This is a genomic window from Rosettibacter primus (assembly GCF_036860675.1).
In the GTDB taxonomy this organism is placed as follows: Bacteria; Bacteroidota; Ignavibacteria; order Ignavibacteriales; family Melioribacteraceae; genus Rosettibacter; species Rosettibacter primus.
In genome coordinates this window covers 1-23,616 of sequence record NZ_JAYKGK010000007.1, presented here as the reverse complement: position 1 = coordinate 23,616, position 23,616 = coordinate 1, and the positions used below count along the sequence as shown (strand labels likewise).

The window sequence follows — 23,616 nt, the reverse complement described above, 5'->3', positions numbered from 1 at the left end:
TCTCACGAAACTATGTTTCGTTTTACTACTCTTGTAATCTTGGTAATATTGACAGAATCATTTCGCCAGCATCATCTTTTTAACTATATAATTCTTCCCTGCTTGAAGCGTGTAAAAATATACTCCGCTCGAAAGTTGATACTCATCAGCTGAAAATTCTACTTTGTAAGTGCCTGCATCTTTGTATTCATTTACTAAAGTTGCTACTTCTCTGCCTAATATGTCATATACTTTTATTGTAACAAAATTTTTCTCTGGCAACTGATAACTGATAATCGTTGATGGATTAAATGGATTAGGATAATTGCTTAGCAATGTTAATATATCATCTTCATTTTTCTCTACCCTATTTTTTTCTGCTACTCTAAATAATCCTCGATTATTTCCCAATAACTTTTCGCTGTCATATACCAATAAGTCTTCCGGATATTTTGATTTTAGTTCACTAAAATATTCATTTGCTTTTTCTTTATCATTCAAACAATTTAGATATACTGAACCAAGTGCAAACAATGTATTTTTTTCGATATGTTCATTTAATGTAAGCTCAAATCTAATTTTTTCAAGATTTTTAATTACTCCTTTAAAATCACCTTTATTCAATAAACCATGATTAATTAGTTCATAACCCATAACCGTTAGCTCATCTTTCATTCCTCCCCTCGAAAATATTTCTTTGTTTATTAATTCTTCAAAGCCTTCTCTTTTTGATTTATTATATGCATCTTCAAGTTTTATCAATGCATATCTGCCTAATAAAGTGTTTCCTTCGTTTCTTAATATATTAAGATAGTATTCAATTTCTTTATTGGGGTCTGTCCCTTTTTCTATCATACTTGTTGTTTTCTTCAAACTAATTCCTTTTAATTGTCCATTGTTCTCTTCTAATATTAATCCCCTCCCACTATTTGGGTCGCTGCTCAATGGATTTTCATTGTGAATTGTTGATTGGTATGAATAAAACTCATTGATGTTTGGCGGGTATGAACCCCACCAGTTATATTGTGCCCATATTGTTGCACCGTATATTGCACAGGCTTCGTATGATGAATTATTATATATACTGTTTGAACCCCCGCCGCCAGTACTTCCAAAGTTAATGTTTCCGTTATAATCTGCCTGCAATCCATAGCCAGTATTATCTTTTATAACATTATTTCCTGGTCCATAATAATACAAAGCTCCCGTTGGTGCTGAATAGTAAGTGGATTTAATTCCTGTTGTAGTATGACCTTTTATTATATTATTGACCACGTAAGGATTTGAATAATAATAACAATAAATTCCATACGAGCCGTTATTCAGTATTTGGTTATTGTTAATTGTTGGTGATGAGTTATAACAATATATTCCATAACCATTATTATTTTGAATAGTGCTGTTTGATATTGTAATGTAATTATAACCTGTACTGTTAAAATAAACTCCAAAATTTGCATTTAGAATATTTGCATAATTGATTGTACCGCTGCTTTTCCATTATTGAAGCGAATACCAACCCAGTTGCCGCTATTGCCTAATCTATCAAATGTAATTCTATTATCAGAGCTGCCAAGTGCATTGAGTGTGCCGTTTATTATAAGAGAGCTACCATTAGAAAAATACAATCGTACATTATTCCCAATATTTAATGTGCCATTAATTGTTAATGATGAGTTATTTTGGAAATAAATAGTAGAACCTGATTGGATTGTTAGTGTTTTACCTTGGGGGACTGTCAAATTCCAATTAAAATAATTTGTTCCAGAAAATGTTTCATTATCAATTAGATTACCGGCATATAAGAACGATATTCCTTCTTCATCTTCAAATTTGAGGAGTCTTCTATTATTTGCAGGGTTGTTTGGTGTATTCATAACAGGATAAGGTATTGTGGAATAAAATGTATGACCCAATCCTATCTGATGACCAATTTCATGTGTTGCTACTGATTGTATGTCATTCCAAGCATCATTATTATCATACCATACTTTCTCTCCATTATAAACAATATCAACATCTAACAATTGATTATTTGAATTACAAGTTAGAATTGTCACAGCGGAAGCGTTATATGTAGAGTCAAATACTTCGCCTTCATTAAATAATGGGTCGCCGTAATAAATCCAGTAATGTCCATTTTTACCATCATTACCATATGTTCCTGAAACAGAACCTGCATAATTAAATGTCATATCGCTAGTTGTAACATTTTCCCATGTATTATAAGCCGAATTAATTAATGCTTGTGTTTGTTGATAAGTAAAACCATCGCCAGCTCCATTTTCTTCAAGATACCAATCAATATGATGATATTGCCAATAAACAATATTGTTTGATCCTTTTGATACCCAATAGGCTTCATAAGTAGGACCATTTCCCATTAAATCTATATAAGTTTCTCCGCTAAATAAAAAAGTTATGGACAAAAGCATAATTAAATAAAGTATATGTAAAATAACTTTTGTTTTCATTTTCAAAACTCATGAATTTAGTTATTAATTTATTTATTAATACACTCATTTAAATATCTTATAAAATCATTGAGTGGAATATTATTTCTATTATTAAGATAGACTCTATTACCTTCTTTGATAATTTCAAGAGTATAATCAGCAAATCTATCCCTAATCACATAAAAATTGTTTTTATAATCAGGATATATATTAAACTTACCTTGTGATAATGCGGTAATAGTATATTTGTTTTGTTTATTGTTTTTTTGAGAATTCTTATTTAAAAAAAGAATTGATTCTTGGTTTTTAATAAACTGTGGATATTCAAGTACTATTGTAGTAATACCATCAAGGGTTCCACCTAAATATGTAAAAGTTATATCTTCGATATCATTGTATTGTCCCTTATAAATTCTTTTTACTCGAAATGTTATATCACTATAAATTCGGCCTTTTTCTTTTTGATAGGACTTTATAGAGATTACCTTGCAAGTACTATAAGATCGCTCTTGTTTATTAATTCAACAAAGTTATAATATTTCATATCCGATGCATGCGAAATATTATTTACAAAAGTTAAATCAATAAATATAATTATTATTGTAATGATTAATTTTTTCATATTCATTCCTATTAAATTTTATTTCAAAAAAATCATTTTAGATGAACTAAAAAAATTCTTCCCTGTTTTTGAGCTCGAAATCAAGTTATATATGTATACTCCACTCGAAACTAAATGGCCAATGTCATTAGTACCATCCCATAAAATAGTATGAGCTCCAACTGGCTGGGAACAATATCTTATTGTTTTTATTGATCTTCCCATCATATCATATATTTTTAATTCTACATCTGATTCATTAGCTAATTCATACGATATAGCTGTTCGAGAATTAAATGGATTTGGGTAATTTTGATTGAGTTTAAATTCTCCAGATATTTCAGGTTTTTTCGTATTAATAGAAGTAATCACCGATTTTTTTTTCATAATTAGACCATTGTTACCTACAACCCATAAATTTCCATTTATATAATTCATTCCCACAATAAATCCATCTGGTAGGCTAAATTCCTCAGACCATGTTTTACCAGCATTTGTAGTATAAAGAACTTGTTTTTTTTGCATAAAAATATTAGAAAAATAAACCCATCCTTTTAAGCCATCAATAGGGGCAAGTGAAGAAGCATTCCCAAATTCATTTTCAAAATAATTCCAGTTATAACCACCATCTACTGATGTTACAAACTTTAATCCTCCTCCCCAAAGTGTATCTTTTCCTGCAATTCTTAGTATACGTAATGGAGTGGCTTTAACTATTCCAACATTTACCCAGGAAGTTCCCCCATCAGAAGTTTTATAAACAAAGGTCTCGGAAAAGCTATCGACATAGTCACCTGCAAATGCCCAGCCAGTATTATTATTCTGAAATTTTACAGCTGTAAATAATTTAGCACTAAACTGATCATAAGATTTAATTTCTAATTGCTTATTCCATGATTTTCCACCATCAACTGTATGAATAATTAAGCCAATACCATGATCAAAATAAGTTTTATATCCAGTTAACCAACCTTCATCTTCATTGACAAATGATAAATCGGTCAAATTGAAACCCTCCTCTAATCCGCTTTCACATATTATCCACGTTTTCCCTCCATCTTTTGTAGACAGTATTTTGCCATTCGAGCCTAAAATATATCCAACATAATAACTTACGAATTGTAGTTTTCTTAACTTAATGTTTTCTACAGGACAAATTTGTTTATACCAATTTAAGCCTCCATCAGTTGTGTTAATTATTGTTGAACTATCTCCTACTGCCCACCCATATAATGTATCTACAAAACAAACATCATTTAGATCTACTTTTACTTTGCTATTCTGTACTTCCCATTGTGCATAAACATTTGTAAATAACAGAATGAATAAAGCTATTATTAAATTCATACTATTCATAATTTTCACCTTTATTAACTGATTTTAATTTTTATGGAGTTACCATTTTATGAGGAAACTTCTTTTTCATTCTATACCTCCAATGATATACTTGATAAAATTACAATCTGAGCCAGAGGCTCATCAGCATTTGGCTGAAGGAATAATTCTTTTAACTGAAGTGAACAGAAATTTATTTTACTTGCTTGTTTTCCACCCTCTGAAAAATGTGATGAACTTATATACTGTAAGAAGAAATCAGCCCTGGAAATTTCTCTGAACAATTTTATTAAATGTCAAAAAAAAATCAAGAACTTTCAAGAATTGAGAAATGAGAATGTTTAATTAACTAAGCTTCACTTCATGTTACTTAGAAGAATCTCTTTTGAAAAATCTATGAGTATAACAAGGAAATGGCATTTTATCATCTGCGAATATCTGCGACAATCCGAGTTATTTGCGTGAAATTTATTTTGTCGTTCTGAGGAATCCCACCGAAAGGTGGATAACGAAGAATCTAATCTCAATTTTTTGTTTTTAAGAGATTCTTCGTCCGCCTAAATGGCGGACTCAGAATGACAATACTACTTTCTCTGTTGTTCTAAGGAGACCGCGGCTACTCTTTTCCCTGTCATTCTGAGGAGGCTGCCGTTATGTGGACGACGAAGAATCTAATCACAGCTTTTTGTTTTTAAGAGATTCTTCATTTCGCTTCACTCCATTCAGAATGACTGTATTATTCTTTTTTGTTGAGATACTTCGTCCGCCTGCAGCAGACTTAGTATGACTGTTATTATATTTTTTTTGTCCAATCAGAAATTTTTTGATATAAGTTTCATCTTATTTTTCACGAAGCTATGCTTGTAGTTACAAAAAAAATCCCGGCAGAAAGTTTTGCTAACTGCCGGGATTCAGAAGCTATTTGTAATTTAGCTTTATTACTTCATCAATATCATCTTCTTACTAATATTTACATTGTTTCCAATCAATCTGTAGATGTAAATTCCTGATGATAAATTGCTTCCATTAAATGTAAGCTTTTGTATACCTGCATTCATTTCGTCATCAAATAATGTTGCTACTTCCTGTCCAAGTATGTCATATACTTTCAATGTGTATCTTCCTTTTTCTGGGACTGCAAATTTAATTGTTGTTACTGGATTGAATGGATTCGGGTAATTTTGACTTAACTCGAATTTTGTTGGAATTTCTTCTGATTCAACAGATGTAACAGATGCAACTCTCTTGCTCAAATAAATCTTTCCTTCTTTAGTTCCAACAAAAACATTATCCGAGTTCTTTGTTACAATTAATGCACTAACACCAAATCCACCCATACCAATTGAGTTCCATGTATTTCCATTATCAGTTGATTCAAATACACCACTTGTCCAGGAAGCAACATAAATTTTATCACTCAAATTAACTGCTATCGAATAAATGAATGAAGCATTCAAATTATTTACTTTAGTCCATGTTGTTCCATTATCAAGTGAACGATAGAGTCCATCTCCATATGTTCCAGCATACAATCCATTTGAATTGGAAGCTAATGACCATACGAAATCATATCCAACATTTAATTTTGTCCATGTTGAATTTTGATATTTGAATACTCCTCCACCGTAACTTGCAGCATAAAGTATGTTTGAATGAACTGTTAATGCATTAATAATTAGATTATAACCAAGCCCATTATTCATTTCATTCCAGGTTGTTCCATTGTCGGTTGATTTGTAAACACCCAATCCCCATGTTCCAGCATAAAGAACACCATTATCAGATGCAAGTGCATGAACATCAATATTTGAAAGTGAAGTTAAACTCCAAGCAGAACCATCATATTTGAATACACCTAATTCAGTTGCTGCAAAGATATAACCGTTATGAATATTCAAAGCCCAGATGAATCCAACATTCATATTGTTATTTATTTTTAACCATGTTTGACCACCATTACTAGATTTATAAATATTTCCTCCCCAGGTTCCTGCATAAATATTTCCTGATTCATCATAAGCCATAGCATATACAATTTCACCATTGGAGAATCCATTTACATACTGCCAGTTGTTTTGATTTTCTGAGCCATTGTTATTGCCCTGTTCAATATTTGAAACTGTTATTGTTGCACTTGCTGAATTATTATTTGGATTCGGGTCTGTTGTAACTGTTGAAGTTATTGTTGCAATATTGGTAATTTCTTTTTCAAATGGGATATTACCAATGAATTGTGCAAGATTCATTTGACCCATTCCACTTAATGATTTGCAAATCATCTGACCATTGATTACACCGCTTACAAAGTTTACATCTGCAAATGGAGCTAATAATGAACCTCTTATATCAATGCCCTGAATAGTTAATTGTGTAGCTTGATAGAAATTGTATAATACATTTGTTATGCTTGTGCCATTTACTGTTAAACCACCAGTCCAGCTTACATTTGTTCCATCAATATTAACAAGAACTACAGAACCATTAGGAGCATTAATTGTTACATTATTTGCAGAAGATAAATCAGCACCATTAACTTTGAATACATTTAAGAATGGGTCACTACCTGTTAAAGTTAAGCCGCCATATTGAAAATTAACTGTTCCATTTACAGTGTAATTTGATAGTGTAGTTGAAAGATTTTCGAGATAAATTTTTGCAGCAGCAAAATTAATAGGGTTATCCTGACGTAAAGTTCCATTAATACTTACAGAAGGCTGCGGCAAATTAGTTGTGTTTCCATAAACAACATTTCCATTGACAGCACCGCTAATGAAAGTAAGATCTCTGCCAACGATTAATACATCTCCACTGTTAGGAGGTAATTGGTCGCCAATACTATAATTTGCAAAGTAAGCATCACGACCAACTGCAGCTTTGCCTTGTGTATCCGATGAAGGCTGATTCACATCATAAATTACAAACAGATTATAATGTTTTGCTGGACCTAAATCGAATATCGAATTATTTAATTGGTCGCAGCTTACTTTTGCAATTATAGTTAGAGTTGCAAATTCCTGGGAATTCAGATCACCTACCATCCAAATTCCCGTATTTGAATCATATACCCCCTGTGAAGTGGAACTGGATACTAGTATCAAACCTTGGGGAATTAAATCTGAAACTTGAATTCCTTTTGCTTTATTTGGTCCATCATTAGTTACTTTTATTGTAAATGTAACATTCTCATCACATTGTGGATTTGGATTATCAACAGATTTTTCAATTCTTACGTCAGCTGGTTCTTCCTGTGGTGGTGGACATACCCAAGGATACCAATACAAATCTCTGCCTATTCCATTTTTAATTGGATTTCCATTGCAGTCTAATACATTTACACCATAATGAATTTCAACAATCTGGTCATCTGGACGAATTCCTGGCCATTGAGCTGTTATTGAAAATGTTGTATCCTTAGTAATTAATATTGTTTGATAATGAGTTGAATTATCCACACTTCCATCGTTTGGATATACAATCCTCCATGATAATTGTAAATATGCTTTGCTTGGATTTGGAGTTAAATGAACACTTCCATTAATTGTAATTGGTTTAGGGTCATATTCACAAATTGCAGAATCAGGACCGAGTGTTGCAGTCCAATCAGTTACACACGATAATTCACACTCAATTTGAACAGTGGCAGATGCTTCATCTTCTACATTAGTAGAACCATCAACTGGATGGCCTACAGCTTTAACTGTATTAATCAATTCACCGCAATCATTTTCTGTAACTGTATAAGTTTTTGTGAATGATTTTGTTTCACCAGGCAGAACTGGTGTAATGTTCTTGATTTTGTGGTCGCCATTTGGATTTAATAAAGCATCATAAAAATCAACGCCGCCGCTCAGTGTTATATCCCCGCAATTTTCAACAGTGAATGTATAAGTGATAATATCGCCGGGCTTTGCAGTTTGTTTATTTGCAGTTTTTGTTACACTAACACAAGTCTTATAAAATCCAAAATCAATTGTTAAATTATCAGCACAATTAAGTTCTACTGTAACAGATTCATTAATATTTGCATCGCTGTCTTTACTGTCATCATTACCTTGATTTTTCTTTGTAGAATACCATTTTGTTTTTAATGTGCTTTCTAAAACACCGCCACTAATGAAATTAGATGAAGCTAATTTTATTGTATAAGTTCCGTTCAATAAATTATTAAATTCATATTTACCATTTGAATCAGTTGTATCTACTGCAATCAATTGATTATTTTGCCAGAGTTCGACAACAACGCCAAAAATTCCCGGTTCATTCGAATCTTGAATTCCATTTACATTTTTATCGTGCCAAACAAAGTTGCCAATTTTGTTTGTGCAAACAACTTCTTTATAAAGTCCAGCATCCCAAGAAAGGTCATTTTCACCCGATGTTAAAGTTGTACAGATTGTCTTACCTGTATTAATATTTGCATCAGAATCTTTGTTATCATCGTTGCTAGCATCTTGAGTTGTAAATACATAACCTGCAGGAGGAATAAATTGAACATAATAATCACCAGGTTCAAGATTTAAGAATAAATAATTACCAGATGAATTAGTTGTTGTTATCGATATTAAGTTATCATTGCAATCATATAATTTCACAGAAACATTTGATATCCCTGGTTCATTAGAATCCTGAATTCCATTTTTATTTAGGTCTTCCCAAACTTTATCCCCAATAGATACAGGTTGTTTACATGTTAGAAATCCTTTGTCAACAGTTCCATTATCAAAGTTTTCATTGATTGCAGTTGCAGCATTATTAATTTCAGATAAAGTAAAACCATTTAGATTGCCACCGCCTAAAACCTGTTCTGCAAAATTCAAAAATTGATTTACAGAGTAATTTGCAAATGGCCCGCTTACAATTATTAAGTTTCCTAATGGAGTTGAATTAGTTCCAAGATATCCTGCTGCACTGTAATAAACATTTAATTTGAGAGCTGTAATCTGACCAGCCAGAACACTTATGTCTGCTGTAGGATTAGTATAATTCTGTGTTAGAACTGAAGGAGTTCCACCATCAGGTAAATAATTTTTAATAGCTGTAGCCGATGTAAATGTAATTTTATAATTGCCCCCTACAGTCATTCCAGTTGGGAAAACTGAGTTAAAATATAAATCTCTAATTTTGCCGGGTGTGCTATTTGAAGGACTTCCCCAGCCGCCTTGAGTAAAAGTTATATAGCCTTTTAAATCGCAATCAGTTGGTGTATACCATTCAACAGTTGCATTAACTTCTTTTGTATCGAAAGATGGTGTGGCTAAAACTAATTTCTGTTTCTCACTTGGTTTTGATTTGTGAACATATCTAGTTCCCTGCGGAATTTCTACTTGCGCTATTATACTTATTGTTGCAGTTCCAATTCCATTATAAGTTAATGTAAATGGCCCGGCATGACCATTAATATCTGTCACTCCTGTATTTGAACTCAATGTTCCAAGAGTTGAAGAAATTTGCAAAGAAACCCCTTCAACAGGATTTCCATTAATATCATAAGCAAAAACATCAAATGTGGCAGGGGTATTCTGGATTAAGGATTGATGATTCGGAATTATTAATAATGTTTGAAGTGGTGCTTGACCATTATGATTTGCATTAGCATCAGCAATAATTGCAAGCGCTCTTGTCTTTACTGTATTATCATTTGAAATTGAATTAGCATTTACACCATCACTGAAGTGCCAGATTGCCATTTGAATTGCAGCAGCTTCTTTGTTAATGTCAGAAAGTTGACCCGGATAATTATTTTTATAAGGATAATAATTATTAAGAATATAAGTTATTTCTGATGGCGTAGCATCTTCATCCCAGTAATCTTGATTGTAAACCAAGCTATGCTGTACATCAATGCAGTAAAATTTTACAGATTGAGAATTTAATGTTCCTTTTAAAGTTCCTGCAAAATTACTTGTGCTTTGATTTGTATATGGATTTGTATAATAAATTGTTTTCCCCTCAGCTGTTCCAGACACTTGAGCAATGCTGGTATAATTTGTTACTTGTTTAATTCCTTTGCTTTGAGCAAAAGAATAAATTGTAAATCCGAAAATAAGAGACAGTAAAATCAAAACTCTTAAAAATAGTTTCGGCTGATTAATCACTTTTCCTCCTGATAAATTGATTTTAATACCTGCTTGTTTTAGCTCAATGCAAATGCCAGAATAAAAAACTTAATTTTAGCTTAAAAACAAAGGATTATACCATTACCACATTTTGGGAATGTTTCAAAATGAGAGAGTTATAAAAGTATGATGCATTTTAAGGTGTGTTAAAATTGAAATGCTAATTCTAAAAAGATGAAATCAAAGTTTACAATTTTTATTTATTTCCGTAATTCAGATAAGAATCTTTTATTGAGTTTTAAGATAATATTAAACTAAAAGTAAATTCCAGTAATGCAGAGACCTGCTATTAAACAGGTCCCCTTAAAAAATTATAGCCCGAGTTTAATTTTAATATCCTGAGGTATAGCATCTTTATGAACCATTATTGCAATCACTTTTAATCTTGCATAAGATTCAGACATATACCAGTAACCATTATACTTTTTATTCTTTGTGCCCCAGGAATTTTTTGTGTAATAAAATTTAGTTCCGTTCTGATCTTTTGCTAATCCTACAATATGCATTAAATGGTCATCAGTTGTCGTTTGATTATCAAATGTTTCTTGACGCATCTCTTGCGTAATTGTTTTTTCTTTTACTGGAACATCATTTTTATCTTCATCACTGTTGTTTTTTTCTTCGTCCGGCTCTTCTGATGAATCAGCGGGAATTACTGCAATACATTTTTTCTTATCAAATGTTTTTTCACTTACGTCTCCATCCCATGCAATTGAATAACCATGTTCCAATGCATAATCCATAATTCTCATTAAATCATCAATTGGAACATTATAGTATAAATCTTTACTCCAGTTATCAGGTATTTCCAAATCAAACTTTGTATAAAATGGATGATGTGTAAATGAAGTCAATTCTACATAATCATCTGGATTGAACCCTAAAGAATCTACAAAACTTTTGGGTGTATAATTTTTTCCTTTGTAGTTAAATTCTTTTGGTGGAATGCCCAAATAAATATCCAGCGTAGATTCAATTACTTTTTGCCAGACTGGCGTAATTTTTCCTCCTTTCTTTTTTGATACAGCATCAACTATTGATTTCAAAACTGCATCCATTTCACCATGATTATGTTCTTCTTCTTGTATGTTCATTCCTTTATAAATTTCTTCAGGTACTAATCCATATTCTCTAATAACATTTAAAACATCGTGTGCTTGTCCTCCCATTCCAAAATTAGTTAACCCATTATAACGAATATAATTTTGTGCTTTCTTTGGGTATGTAAATCTAACATTCCACATTGGAGATAAAATATGTTCTCCTTTTCCCATTCTAATTAACTCTGTTTCAATAAAAGAAGTAGTTGCAAAAGACCAGCATGTACCTGTTTTTGCTTGATTTTTTACTGGTGTGGTTTTAACCTGATAAATCATTGTAAATTCATACTGTTCTTTTTTATCGCTCTTTTTCTTTCCCTGAGCATAAAATACAAATGGGATTAAAATGAGAACAATTATTAACTTCTGAACTTCTGTTATTCTTTTCATTTCAATTCTCCACCACAAAATTTTATTGATAACATTAAAATAATCCTCCTGATAATCATAGGAAATATTTTTTTTATTTTATTTCTGATATTGACAATAAATTTTTGATTTTTTATGATTAACAGTAAACAAAAATTTATCTGTGAGGGATTTAATAGATTCTATAAGTTATCTGCTTATTGCGGGCAAAAAAGGAGGTGACTAAAGCATGTTCGGAATGGACTTTATTAGCTTCTTAATATTACTAATTATCGCTGCAATTGTAGCAGCAGTTTTACACTTTGGATTTAAATACTACATAATTCCGGGCTTCACTTCCTATTTATCAAAAGTAATAATTGCATGGATAGGTGCATGGCTTGGCACCCCAGTATTCGGGAAATGGTTCGAAGGTCTTGCTTATAAAGAAGTCTACATTATTCCTGCAATATTAGGTGCACTGGCAATTTTAATTCTTATTGTTGATGTTGTCAAAAGTTGTTCTAAACAAAAAGAATGAATGTATATTTAATTAACTTAAGATAATTACAAAACTTAAATTGCCCGCAATGGCAGATAACTATTTATTATAAAATTTCTTTTCCTGATTTTAATAAATTCCTATTTATTAAAAATTTTCTGCTTCATGGGGGTATATAATTAACAAAATCCAATCACTAATTAAAGGGGGTAAATATGAAAATTACACGCATGAACAAAATTCAGAACGGAACAGGCAAAACTGCAGCTTTTTTTGATATTGAAACTGATGAGGGAATAAAAATTAAAGGATTCCGAGTTGTTATGGGAGATAAAGGTTTATTTATTTCTTCTCCTAACGAAAAAGGGAAAGATGGCAAATACTATGAAACCATTACTCTACCAAAAGAAATGAAAAAGAAATTAGAGAAAATGGCAATTGATGAGTATAACTCAAAGTAAGTAAAGTGATGTCTAAAATCTTTCTGGGGAAATGAAAAAATAAATTTAACAAAATTAAATCCGTGTAAATCAATAAAAAAAGATTCTCATCCTATAGATTTACACGGATGAATATATTTCCAGCCCACCGTATAATTTATTTTTCTAAATAATTTGTTTTTCATTTATTGATTGATTTTAATTCTATCTAAACATAATTTCACTTTCAGATAATTTTATTTGGGAAATTAAAATGCGAATTCTAATTCGTATTCTATTCTTTATTTTGCTTTCCATATCGACAATTGCACAGAGTGCAAAATATGGCATTGTTGTTCACGGTGGTGCAGGTGTTATAAAAAATTTACCACCTGATAAAGAAAAAGAATATATTTCAAAATTGTCAGAAGCCATCGAGGCTGGTTACAAAATTTTAGAAAGTGGAGGTTCATCACTTGATGCAGTGACAAAAGCAATTAATATTCTCGAAGATTCACCTTTATTTAATGCTGGCAAAGGTGCGGTGCTAACTGAAAATGGAATTGCAGAACTTGATGCTTCAATTATGGATGGAAAAACTTTGATGGCTGGTGCTGTAGCAGGTGTTCATCATGTGAAAAATCCAATTAATCTAGCCCGCCTTATTATGGAAAAATCTCCTCATGTAATGATGATTGGAAACGGAGCCGAAGAATTTGGCAAACTTTTCAATATAGAACTTGTTGATTCAAGTTATTTTATTACAAATGAAAGATGGAATCAATATTTAAAAATGAAACAGGAATATGAAAAAAAAGATGTTGAAAAACATGGAACTGTTGGGGCAGTAGCTTTAGATAAATATGGAAATCTTGCTGCAGGAACTTCTACCGGTGGAATGATGATGAAAAAATTTGGGCGGGTTGGAGATTCTCCAATTATTGGAGCAGGAACTTATGCAAACAACAATACTTGTGCTGTATCCGGAACCGGTCATGGTGAATACTTCATTCGTCTTGGAATTGCAAGAGACATTTCTTCTCTGATGGAATATAAAAATCTTTCTCTTTCAGATGCTGTAAAAGAAGTAATAAACAAACTTACTCAAATTGGTGGAACAGGAGGAGTAATTGCAATTGATAAAAGTGGGAATATAGCTATAACTTTCAATACAGATGGGATGTTCAGAGGATACTTACTAAGTGATGAAAAAATCAATATAAAGATTTACAAAGAAGAATAATATCACTCATACTTACTGCAGATTATTATTTTACTACAAATCGTTCAATATGGTTTTATATAAAATTTTTCTTTTTAACATAAATTAATATCAATCTATGAAAACAAAATAAATCATGGAGGGTAAGATGGAGCCTGTTTACCCAATAAATTTTTGGGCAGTATTTGTGTGTGGCCTGATTGCAATGGCACTCGATTTTGTTTATTACAGTCCATTGCTATTAGGAAAAATCTGGATTACATCTTCTGAAAAATCTGACGAAGAGGAAACAATTAACAAATCAAAAATTTGCATTACTTGCTTTTTTGCACAGCTTGTAATGGCATACATTCTTGCAAGATTAATGAGTTATCTTGGGACTTCAACACCTCAAGAAGGAATTCGAGTTGCTTTTATGGCATGGCTCGGCTTTGTAGCAACTACAACTACCGTTACTTTTATTAATGAAGGAAAAAAATTTGCACAGTTTTTAATTGACGGCGGTTTTCATTTCATTGTGCTTTTAATTTTTGGAATTATACTTGGTGCCTGGCATTAAATAAAAAACTAAACATAAGAAAATTATGAACATCAAACTAATTGTATTTGACCTTGACGGTACACTTGTAAGTTCACACGAGACAATTTATAAAGCTACAGTTCATACATTAAATAAATTGAACATTCATAATAAATTAATAGAAGAAAAATTTTACAACCGCATAGGTTTACACTTTGAAGATATATTTGATGAATTTGATATGAATGTTCCTGATTTCAACGAGTTCATAGAAATTTATAAATCTATATATTTTGACTACATCAATTATTCATATCTATATGATGATGTCGAAACCGCTTTAGATAAAATCCATCTGCTTGGTATTAAGATTTCCTTACTAACAACAAAATCACAGGAACAGGCAGAGTTAATTTTAAAACACTTTAACATTTATGATAAATTTGATTATGTTATGGGAAGAAGACAAGGCATTCAACATAAACCTTCTGCTGAACCATTGCTTTACATTTGTAATGAATTAAAAATCGATACAAAAAAAACAATGATTGTAGGTGATTCTGAATTAGATGTAATGTGCGGCAAAAATGCCAATGCTATTACATGCGCAGTAACTTACGGTTACAGAAAATTAGAAGAACTTAAAAAATCGAATCCAGATTTTATTGCAAATAAAATTTTTGATGTTGTCAACATTGTAAATGGCAAGTTTTGAAAAAATGAAAGAGGGGAGGAGTTATGGAAAAAGGAAAAGTTACAGTAAATATTATCAATGGAATAGCAACTATTAATTTTTACCATCCTAAAAGTAATATACTTCCCATGCCAATGCTGAAGGAGCTCACAGATGCAATAAATAAAATTGCAAGTGACAAAAGTGCTAATGTAATAATCTTAAGAAGCGAGGGGAACAAAACTTTTTGTGCGGGGGCAGCTTTTGACGAACTGCTTGCAATAAAAGATTTCAAAAGCGGCAAAGAATTTTTTATGGGTTTTGCTCGATTGTTCAATGCAATGAGAAAATGTCCAAAGTTTATTATTGCACGAGTCCATGGAAAGGCTGTAGGTGGTGGCGTGGGTTTAGCTGCTTCTGCCGATTACACACTTGCATCAAACGAAGCCTCCGTTAGATTGAGTGAAATTCTGCTGGGAATTGGTCCATTCGTAGCTGGACCTCCCATTGAAAGAAAAATCGGTAAAACTGCTTTTATCACAATGTCAATTGATGCAGAATGGCACGATGCATTCTGGGCTAAACAAAATGGATTGTATACAAAAGTATTTGCTAATAATCATGAACTTGATGAAGCTGTTTCATCTTTAGCTAAAAAACTTGCAAGCTACAATCCTGAAGCAATTGAACAATTGAAAAAAATTTTCTGGAAAGGAACAGAAGACTGGGAAGAACTACTCGAAGAAAGAGCAGAAATTAGTGGCAGACTTGTAGTTTCTGAATTCTCTAAAAATTATATCAAAGCATTTAAAGGAAAGTTATGAACACTGCTACTTTAAGATTTTATGAAGAACTTAATGATTTTCTACCAGAAGAAAAAAGAAAAAAACAATTTAAACATCAGTTCTGGGGACAACCATCAATCAAAGATTTGATTGAATCTCTTGGTGTGCCTCATACAGAAGTTGACCTGATTCTGGTAAATGGCAGGTCAGTTAACTTTAACTATCTTGTAAAAGATAAAGATAGAATTTCTGTCTACCCCGAATTTGAATCAATCGATATAAGCAATATTCAAAAACTTAGAGCCAAACCATTACGAAATCCAAAATTTATTTGCGATGTTCACCTCGGAAAACTTGCAAGAAGTTTAAGAATGTTTGGGTTCGATGTATATTATGAAAATAATTTGAGTGATGAACAAATAATAAAAATTTCTCTAAATCAAAAAAGAACAATATTAACAAGAGATTTAGGAATTCTGAAGAGGAAAGAGGTTACTCGCGGTTATTTTGTCCGCGAAGAAAATCCAGAAAAACAACTCGTTGAAATAATTAATAGATTTGACCTGATTAAATTAATTAAACCATTGACCTTATGTTTAGAATGTGGTGGGAAATTAATAAGAATCTCCAGAAAAAAGATAAGTAACTTTGAGTTGCTGCCTGAAAAAGTAAAAGAATCGCAAAATCGGTTTTTTATTTGTAAAGATTGTAAAAATTTATACTGGAGAGGGACTCACTACGACAATATGAAAATGTTTCTGAATAAAATTATCACTTATCTTAAAACTAACAAAAAAGCTTTAAAAACTATTTGAAAAGGAATTTGAGTTATGAAAGTAAATAAAAAACTTCGTCTTATTGTTTTACTAAGAGAGATCATTCACGATAGATTTAATCTTGAAGAAGATAAAGCAAATGAAGATGAGATTATTGAAAATGTTAAAAAAGGGATTGAGTTTAAGGGAATGAATCTTTGGGTTCTCATCTTTGCAATATTTATTGCTTCGATCGGTCTAAATGTAAACTCAACCGCTGTGATAATTGGCGCGATGTTAATTTCTCCTTTAATGGGTCCAATTATGGGTATTGGTTTGGGAATTGGCATAAATGATTTCGAATTGATAAAAAAATCTTATAAAAATCTTGGTGTTGCCGTTTTGATAAGCGTATTAACATCAACTATATATTTTTTAATTACTCCATTAAGTGATGCCCAATCAGAATTACTTGCACGAACAACCCCGACAATCTGGGATGTATTCATTGCATTATTTGGTGGATTGGCTGGAATTGTTGCTGCAACACGAAAAAGCATAAGCAATGTAATTCCCGGAGTTGCAATTGCAACTGCATTAATGCCACCATTATGTACGGCAGGATTTGGATTGGCAACAGGAAATTTATCTTATTTCTTCGGCGCATTTTATCTTTTCTTTATCAACAGTGTTTTTATAAGTCTTGCTACATATGTAATTGTTCGGTTTATGAAATTCCAGAAAAAAGATTTCCTTGACCCTAAAAAAGAGCTACGTGTTAAACGTTCAATTGTAGTTATTGTATTAATTACTGTTATTCCCAGTATAATTATGGCTTACAATATCGTAAGCAGAACATTTATTGAAAAAAATGTGCAGAAGTTTATTACAAACGAGTTAAGTTTTCCCAACACTCAGATAGTGAGTAAAAAAATAAATTTTGATTCAAGTAGTGTTCAAATAGAAGTATTTCTTTTTGGTTCTGCTGTCGAACCGAATCTAATTGAAATTGCAAAACAAAGATTAACAAAATACAAACTGAAAGATGCTAAACTCATAGTAAGACAAGCAGTAGCAGGAGAAAGTAAAATTGATATAAGCGCTCTCAGAGCTGGTGTTATCGAAGAACTTTATCATAAGAATGAGGAGATAATAAAAAATAAAGATAAACAAATTCAACTACTTGAAAGTCAGCTTGCTCTACTTTCACTAAATCAATATAACATAGAGGAAATCGCAAAAGAAGCCAAAGTTTTATTTAATAATCTCATAGAATTATCAGTTCATCGTTCCTACGTTATGAACTTCAGAACTAATCAATTAGATACTGTTACAATTGCTTATGCAAAATTTCCAACATCGGTTTCTAATAATGATAGAAGAAAATTAAATAATTGGTTGAAAGAAAGAACAAATTCAGAAAAATTTAAGTTAATAACCAACTGATAATCATGAATTATATTTTATCTGAAATTTATATTTATCCAGTTAAATCGCTAAGTGGAATTAGTTTACAAAAATCAGAAGTAACCGAAAGAGGATTAAAATATGATCGACGTTGGATGCTTATCGATCAAAATAATATGTTTATTACTCAACGAAAATATCCTAAAATGGCATTAATCAAAGTTGATTTAGAGAATGATTTATTAATTTTTACTCATAAATTAAATAATGAACTTCAATTCAAGATACCGATTGAAATTGAAGATGGAAAATTAAAAAACGTTGCAATTTGGGATGACTATGTAACAGCTCTTCATTTTTCCGAAGAGGCAGATGAATGGTTTAGTAATGTACTAAATTTAAAATGTAAACTTGTTTATATGCCTGATAATGTTAAAAGGAATGTTGATAAAAAGTATGCTACAAGGAATGAAATAGTTAGTTTTGCCGATGCATTCCCCTTTTTAATAATTGGACAGGAATCTCTCAACGATTTAAATTCGAGACTAAAAGAAAAATTACCAATGAATCGCTTCCGTCCAAATTTTGTTTTTACAGGTGGAAATGCTTATGACGAAGATAAATGGAAAAGTTTTAAAATCGGTGATGTTGCTTTTTATCCTGTCAAGCCATGTTCACGCTGTGTAATCACAACAATAAATCATGACACAGCAGAAAAATCTGATGAGCCATTAAAGACATTATCAACTTATCGTGCAATTAACAACAAGGTAATGTTCGGTCAAAATCTTTTACACGAAGGAGAAGGAATAATCCGCATCAATGATGAATTAAAAATTCTTGAATGGAAATAAAACAAAAATAAAACATAAAATGATTTATAAGCATTACACTTTTCGGTTTTTGCTGATATTGATATAAATATTGAGAAATAATAAATTATGTCAATTAACAAAGCTACGGTTTTGTTAATGGTATAAAAATGAAAAAACAACCGAAAGGCAAAGCCGGATGAGATGTCTATATTGTAATAGCATTTCGACAAAAAAGAATGTTAAAAGGGAGTTGTATTTTATAGGGACAGAAACCAAGATTAAAAGATTAACTCTGAGATATGTATTTAGAGATTATTAAAGAAGTTATTTTAATGCAACAGAGTAACAATAAAATTTCAAAGACGAATAATAATGCAGAGAATACAAATCGACAAATCAATAGAAGATTGTAAACAATCCGTCTATCCATTCCTTTGGAAGAAGCATTTGAGAAATTTGATAATGTGAGGAATTATTTAATTCTTATTTAATTATTTTAGAATGAAACCTTATACAGACTTTAGAGGAAGCAGAAAGTATAGAAATGGACAAACACTATTAGAACTATGTCAAGCAAAATTAAGAGTAAATGACCGGGTTAAATTCTCACTAAATTTGAAATGAAAAAAGCAACAGAAAATTTGAATGCTCTCTGAAAACTCTAATTGAATTTTACTTTATTATTTTAAGGGAGACTATTTGCTTTCTAGTTTATGTTTCCTTTCCCCTTATTGTTTCTTTTGATTTTGTCCTTTTTAACTTATTATTTACTATTATTTAGTTTTCTCCTCTAGTAATTTGATTTTATTTCATTAGTAACAATTTTTTTATTTCACTAAAACTACCCGCCTGCATTCTGCAGAAATAAACTCCGCTTGGTAAACCGGAAGCATTGAATTCCAATTCATAATTACCTGGGGTTTTTTCTTCATTAATAAGTGTTTTTATTTCTCTTCCTAGCACATCATAAACAGTAATGTTTACAAAACTTGTTTTAGGTATAGAATATTTTATTTTCGTAGCTGGGTTGAATGGGTTAGGGTAGGCTTCATAAATATTATAATTCATTATATCAAGGAAATCATTTTCATTATCAGTTAAAATAATATCATTATTTAAACCATTTATTTTGATTTTACTAATAATAAATTTCCTATTTTTATTAAAATTAATTATATATAATATAATATCATCCAACATTATTCCACTATGATTAATAATAGCTACTTTATATTTTGCTTTATCTACTTTTTGGGAAATATACATATACCCTTCAGTTAATGTTTTTATAAATAAACTTGAGTTACTATCTCCTAATTCAATTTCGAACTCAACAGAATAGACTTGATTTTTTTGAATAATATCATTTGATAATAATTTAAATTCCAAAATAGCAGATTTCTTTATATCTACTGATAATATATCAATATCATTTATAGAATAATTTTTTATCTTTAATAATCCGTTGTTTTTATCAAAGCATGTATTAACAGGTAAAAGTAAGCCAACTGAATGCATTAAAATTAATGCAGCATCAAAAGCGGTTATATTGCCATCCATATCAACATCGGTGCTTTTATTACAATCATTTTTTAACCCAATACTACATTGAAGTACTAAAGCTGCATCATATGCATTAGAATAATAATCTCCATTTGCATCGCCACATATGTAATCAGCTATATCAACTTTCCCTTGAGATGTTGTAACACAAGGGTTTCCGCTATTAAATAAAAAATTATCAAATAAGAGTATTGTACTTTCCCCTGGCTTACCTACTACTTCAAATATTAATTTTAACAATATGCCATCAGTTGCTAATGTTGTTGTACCAACACCACCAACTATTATTTCCCCAGGAAAATTTGTGTTTATAATTACTTGCCAATTATTAGAAATAGACTCAGAAATTTCAATATAAGGATTTTTTATAGAAATAATTGAACTATTATATTTCACTTTGAATGAAAAAGAAAAAATATTTTTGTTCTTAATATTATTAACAGTTAGAGGAATCTTTATCAAGCTTCCCACACTTGTTTCAATATATGGCAATAAAACGGTAACACATGATTCATTTGGAGTGTATGTTACTGTTATTGAGGTAAGCTCGGAATATTGATTCGTATTATCTTTTGCCCTTACAGTTATTGTATTTTCTCCTACTACTAAGTTTAATTTTTTATACCAAGTTACTGTCCCACTAACAGATTCCCAATTTCCATTATTTAACTTAATTTCAACTAAAACAACTTCTCCAGGTTGCTGGTCACTTGCTATTCCACTTACCGTAATTTCCGATTGATTAAATATTTGTTTATCTAATGGAGATGATATTCTAACAATTGGGATAGGATCAATTTGATTATATACTGTCCCATCATTTTTATGAAGAACTATATCTTGAAATGGATTGAAACTACCTTTTACCCACCTTATACATTTTGAAGGTAATTTACCCAAATCTTCTGGTTTTGGATAAAGTGAATCATCAGAGTTTGCTATTTCTTTATCAACATTATATACTACAACTTTATTACTATCCGGTAATACCTCTCCTGAACACAGATATTGAATATAAGATAAAGGTGGGTATGAAATATTAATAATCCCCAATTCATTTTTTAATTTATCCCAAACTCTAAATGGATAATTTGAAGTTGAGATCATACTATCAACACCACCTCCATTATACATACATATTGGCCACCACCATGGCTCAATGGTATTTTCAAGTTTATCTTCTTCATCACCAATTAATGCATATGGAGGTATATTTTGATAACAATTATTATAATCTGTTTTGGAATAAACCCTAGGACTAGCCCAGCATACATAATCTCGTAAGACTGCAGCCCCACCTAAAATATTTAATCTTGCTCCTTCAGGTGTATTCTCAGCCAGCATATCTTTTGTAACCCCAAGCAATCTAGCTGCGTTATCTAAAGTTGAACCAGTTAGTTGCATTACCCCAACACCACCATCACGACTTGGTGGTATAGGATTTTGATTCAATTGACTTTCTACAAAAGCTATTGCTTTTAACAAATTAAATGGAATTTTATATTTAATAGAAGCCTCTTTTAAATATGAATTATAATCAAAATAATTTGGTGTGTTCACATTAATTCGAATTGATTTTGTAAAAAATATAGAATTACTACTTTTAACTAATAATTTAACGTTATATATACCTGGTTTATCAAAAATATAAGATATAGATTTACTACTTTCATTAATATTCTCGTATTTTAAACCAATAATTGAATTACTAGGATCACCACAAGTATAAATCAATTCAGTTAGATTTATACTTTCATTATTGCAGTTCCACCATAAATAATAACTTAATAAGTTATGACTAGTATTTATGACATTAATCTTAAAATTAACTACAAGGGGAGCTTGACCCGAATTTACATCACAAGTGAAATCAACTGATAAAAAATTTGTTGGATTTTCTTTTGTTATATGAATATAGTTTGTAAACTTTGAAGGATATACAGTTCTATGACGCCATATAAAATTCCATAAGCTACTAACATCTTCTGAATAACTAGATTCAGTAACTGTAATAGTTCCATCGCTATTTATGCTTTCAACTACAGCTACATGTCCAAGACCCTGCGCGACATTATCTATCTGGGCTATAGAACCAACTGATGGAGAAGAATTAATTAATATACCCTTTACCAATGCTTGGCTGTCCCAGTCACTAGCATTTCCAGTCAAAGCGTTAAGCTGGACTTCATTATAACCCAGTTCTTTTAATCTACCATGTACATACCATGTACAATTACCTAATGCAATACCAAGTTTAGGATTCGGCGGAGCTGTAGAAGCAGGTGCGTATCCATTTTGCCAAAAAATATTATAAGTAGTATAAAAACTTTTTGTAAAATCAGGTTTGTCTATATCACCATTTACTGGGGCCTGTTGAATTCTTGATTCAGCTGTCCAACCATTTTTGCCATTTAAATTTGGTGGTTCTGAGTCCCATTGAATTTTCCACCAATTACCTGTGTATGATAGGTTTCCTGCCGTAGCAAACTTAGGTCCATCAATAATAGTTCCGTGAACACCCCCCTCTTGATTAAAAAGTATTGTCAATAGATTTTCATCACACACAGTAGCACCATCTACTATTGCCATTATACGTGAACCAATTTTAAATGAAGTCAATGTTATTATTGTAACTTTAATAGGACCTAAACCAACTTCTTGCTCAGTTTTCTGTTGTTCTCTAAAATCAATAACATGAATACCATACCAAAAATTTCCAGGTGTTATTAAAGAATCAGAAAATGAACCCGAGTATATTTTTTGGTTGGATAAATTAACGATTTTAATTTGACTCCAATTATTCATATTGGGGGAATTATATATATCAGTAGTTCGCCATAGTTCAACCCTCTTTAATCCAACATCATCTGTTACTGTATAACTTATTGTTATAGTAGCTCCAACATTAACCTGTTTAGGCCCTACATTAAATAAAGTGATATTTGGTGGGTTATCTATGCTTGTCGAAAAACTAAACACATTTGAAGACTTGCCATCAGGATTAATTACTTTTATCGTCC

At 31.1% G+C, this 23,616-nt stretch carries 16 protein-coding genes; 10 read left to right on the top strand and 6 right to left on the bottom strand.

Annotation, left to right across the window (positions count from 1 at the left end):
• Positions 1–57: 57 nt before the first annotated feature.
• The 3 genes from VJY32_RS09800 to VJY32_RS09790 all read right to left on the bottom strand — a co-directional run bounded on the left by VJY32_RS09800 (position 58) and on the right by VJY32_RS09790 (position 4,392).
• The gene (locus tag VJY32_RS09800; protein WP_353677846.1) at positions 58–1,446 is read right to left on the bottom strand and encodes a T9SS type A sorting domain-containing protein; all 1,389 of its coding nucleotides are present in this window, start codon (positions 1,444–1,446) and stop codon (positions 58–60) included.
• The gene (locus VJY32_RS09795) at positions 1,440–2,453 is read right to left on the bottom strand and encodes a matrixin family metalloprotease (protein ID WP_353677730.1); all 1,014 of its coding nucleotides are present in this window, start codon (positions 2,451–2,453) and stop codon (positions 1,440–1,442) included. Before VJY32_RS09795 ends, VJY32_RS09800 begins: the two co-directional genes overlap by 7 nt.
• A 622-nt stretch (positions 2,454–3,075) precedes the next feature.
• Positions 3,076–4,392, bottom strand: a complete 1,317-nt coding sequence (locus VJY32_RS09790; protein WP_353677729.1) for a WD40/YVTN/BNR-like repeat-containing protein — start codon at positions 4,390–4,392, stop codon at positions 3,076–3,078.
• 634 nt (positions 4,393–5,026) lie between these two features.
• Here VJY32_RS09790 and VJY32_RS09785 point away from each other — a divergent pair.
• Positions 5,027–5,158 (top strand): hypothetical protein, encoded by a 132-nt coding sequence (locus VJY32_RS09785; RefSeq protein ID WP_353677728.1) that lies wholly within the window; start codon positions 5,027–5,029, stop codon positions 5,156–5,158.
• A 151-nt stretch (positions 5,159–5,309) separates the two neighbouring features.
• Here the strand turns inward: VJY32_RS09785 and VJY32_RS09780 are convergent, their stop codons facing one another.
• Positions 5,310–10,466: an SdrD B-like domain-containing protein gene (locus VJY32_RS09780; protein ID WP_353677727.1), complete on the bottom strand. Its 5,157-nt coding sequence runs from the start codon at positions 10,464–10,466 to the stop codon at positions 5,310–5,312.
• A 332-nt stretch (positions 10,467–10,798) separates the two neighbouring features.
• On the bottom strand, positions 10,799–11,977 hold the full coding sequence (locus VJY32_RS09775; RefSeq protein WP_353677726.1) for a C1 family peptidase: 1,179 nt from the start codon (positions 11,975–11,977) through the stop codon (positions 10,799–10,801).
• Between the two features lie 208 nt (positions 11,978–12,185).
• On the opposite strand from VJY32_RS09775, the gene VJY32_RS09770 reads away from it, so the two are divergent.
• From VJY32_RS09770 to VJY32_RS09730, 9 genes are all read left to right on the top strand, one after another.
• Complete coding sequence (locus VJY32_RS09770) at positions 12,186–12,476, top strand: hypothetical protein (RefSeq protein ID WP_353677725.1); 291 nt, start codon at positions 12,186–12,188, stop codon at positions 12,474–12,476.
• Positions 12,477–12,652: 176 nt separating this feature from the next.
• Positions 12,653–12,898, top strand: a complete 246-nt coding sequence (locus VJY32_RS09765; protein ID WP_353677724.1) for a septation protein SpoVG family protein — start codon at positions 12,653–12,655, stop codon at positions 12,896–12,898.
• Between the two features lie 232 nt (positions 12,899–13,130).
• The gene (locus VJY32_RS09760) at positions 13,131–14,099 is read left to right on the top strand and encodes an isoaspartyl peptidase/L-asparaginase family protein (RefSeq protein WP_353677723.1); all 969 of its coding nucleotides are present in this window, start codon (positions 13,131–13,133) and stop codon (positions 14,097–14,099) included.
• A 127-nt stretch (positions 14,100–14,226) separates the two neighbouring features.
• Complete coding sequence (locus VJY32_RS09755) at positions 14,227–14,637, top strand: DUF1761 domain-containing protein (RefSeq protein WP_353677722.1); 411 nt, start codon at positions 14,227–14,229, stop codon at positions 14,635–14,637.
• Positions 14,638–14,662: 25 nt separating this feature from the next.
• On the top strand, positions 14,663–15,313 hold the full coding sequence (locus VJY32_RS09750) for an HAD family hydrolase (protein WP_353677721.1): 651 nt from the start codon (positions 14,663–14,665) through the stop codon (positions 15,311–15,313).
• Positions 15,314–15,336: 23 nt separating this feature from the next.
• Positions 15,337–16,095: an enoyl-CoA hydratase/isomerase family protein gene (locus tag VJY32_RS09745; protein ID WP_353677720.1), complete on the top strand. Its 759-nt coding sequence runs from the start codon at positions 15,337–15,339 to the stop codon at positions 16,093–16,095.
• Complete coding sequence (locus VJY32_RS09740; protein ID WP_353677719.1) at positions 16,092–16,871, top strand: Mut7-C RNAse domain-containing protein; 780 nt, start codon at positions 16,092–16,094, stop codon at positions 16,869–16,871. Before VJY32_RS09745 ends, VJY32_RS09740 begins: the two co-directional genes overlap by 4 nt.
• 15 nt (positions 16,872–16,886) lie before the next feature.
• Positions 16,887–18,257 carry a TIGR00341 family protein gene (locus tag VJY32_RS09735; RefSeq protein WP_353677718.1) on the top strand — a complete coding sequence of 457 codons (1,371 nt, stop codon included), beginning with the start codon at positions 16,887–16,889 and terminating at the stop codon, positions 18,255–18,257.
• 5 nt (positions 18,258–18,262) lie between these two features.
• Positions 18,263–19,072, top strand: a complete 810-nt coding sequence (locus tag VJY32_RS09730) for an MOSC domain-containing protein (protein WP_353677717.1) — start codon at positions 18,263–18,265, stop codon at positions 19,070–19,072.
• 765 nt (positions 19,073–19,837) lie between these two features.
• Here VJY32_RS09730 and VJY32_RS09725 read toward each other — a convergent pair.
• Positions 19,838–23,616: CHAP domain-containing protein (locus VJY32_RS09725; RefSeq protein WP_353677716.1), on the bottom strand; the 3,779-nt coding region annotated here is incomplete at its 5' end.